General features: G+C 54.3%; 2 protein-coding genes. Both read left to right on the plus strand.

Annotated elements, in window-relative coordinates; genetic code table 11:
- Positions 1-10: 10 nt before the first annotated feature.
- Positions 11-94 carry a PEP-CTERM sorting domain-containing protein gene (locus tag NW837_RS15755; RefSeq protein ID WP_414332652.1) on the plus strand — a complete coding sequence of 28 codons (84 nt, stop codon included), beginning with the start codon at positions 11-13 and terminating at the stop codon, positions 92-94.
- Positions 95-327: 233 nt separating this feature from the next.
- Positions 328-633, plus strand: a 306-nt coding sequence (locus NW837_RS15760) for a hypothetical protein (RefSeq protein ID WP_414332650.1), incomplete at its 3' end; no start/stop codon positions are given.

A 633-nucleotide genomic window follows, 5' to 3' on the forward strand; every position in this document is an offset into this window, starting at 1 on the left:
GTGGTCGTTCATGCCTGTACCCGAGCCTGCCTCGTGTGTCGCTATAGGGGCTGGGCTTGTTGGACTGATGCTTCGGCGTCGCAAAGTCGGTTAGGTCTGTAGGTACGTACAAGTGGTTTGGCAGGCGCGGGGGCAACTGCTCCGTGCCTGCCGCTTCGGTTTGAGCTTGTTGTTGGCTGCGCACGGAGGTAAACTAATATTTGACCACTCTGTTTTTATGGGGTATCCTCTCTCCGTGGTACACTTCACGGAGGAACCATACCATGAGCCAATCAAGGTTCTGATTCACGCCACGCATGTGGAACCTCGTTTTCTGCGGAGGATACGATGAACAGTGCCATGACTGAAGAGGCTCTGAAGTGGTTAGAGAATCTGGTAGACGAACTCAGCGCCCACCCCTACTATGCTAAAAGTGGCGAAGAGGTTTTGATGCGCGTGGCGGCGGAGATAAGGCTACTTGCGCCCCATCTCAGAACTGCTGCCCTGCAAGCTCTGGTCAAATGGCTGGAAAGCGGGGACGAATACAAGTTCTACGCGGCGTTATCTCTGATTGAGTTACTCAATGCGGAAGAGCTTGTACCCCAGATACAGCAGCTCGTGAAACGCGCTCAAGCAGGGCAGATCCATCTCCCG

The organism is Synechococcus sp. R6-10, assembly GCF_047461815.1.
GTDB lineage: Bacteria > Cyanobacteriota > Cyanobacteriia > Thermostichales > Thermostichaceae > Thermostichus.

Bases quoted from the DNA above. Each gene is read 5' to 3' on its own strand.
- NW837_RS15755 (WP_414332652.1), top strand. From the start codon at position 11: ATGCCTGTACCCGAGCCTGCCTCGTGTGTCGCTATAGGGGCTGGGCTT.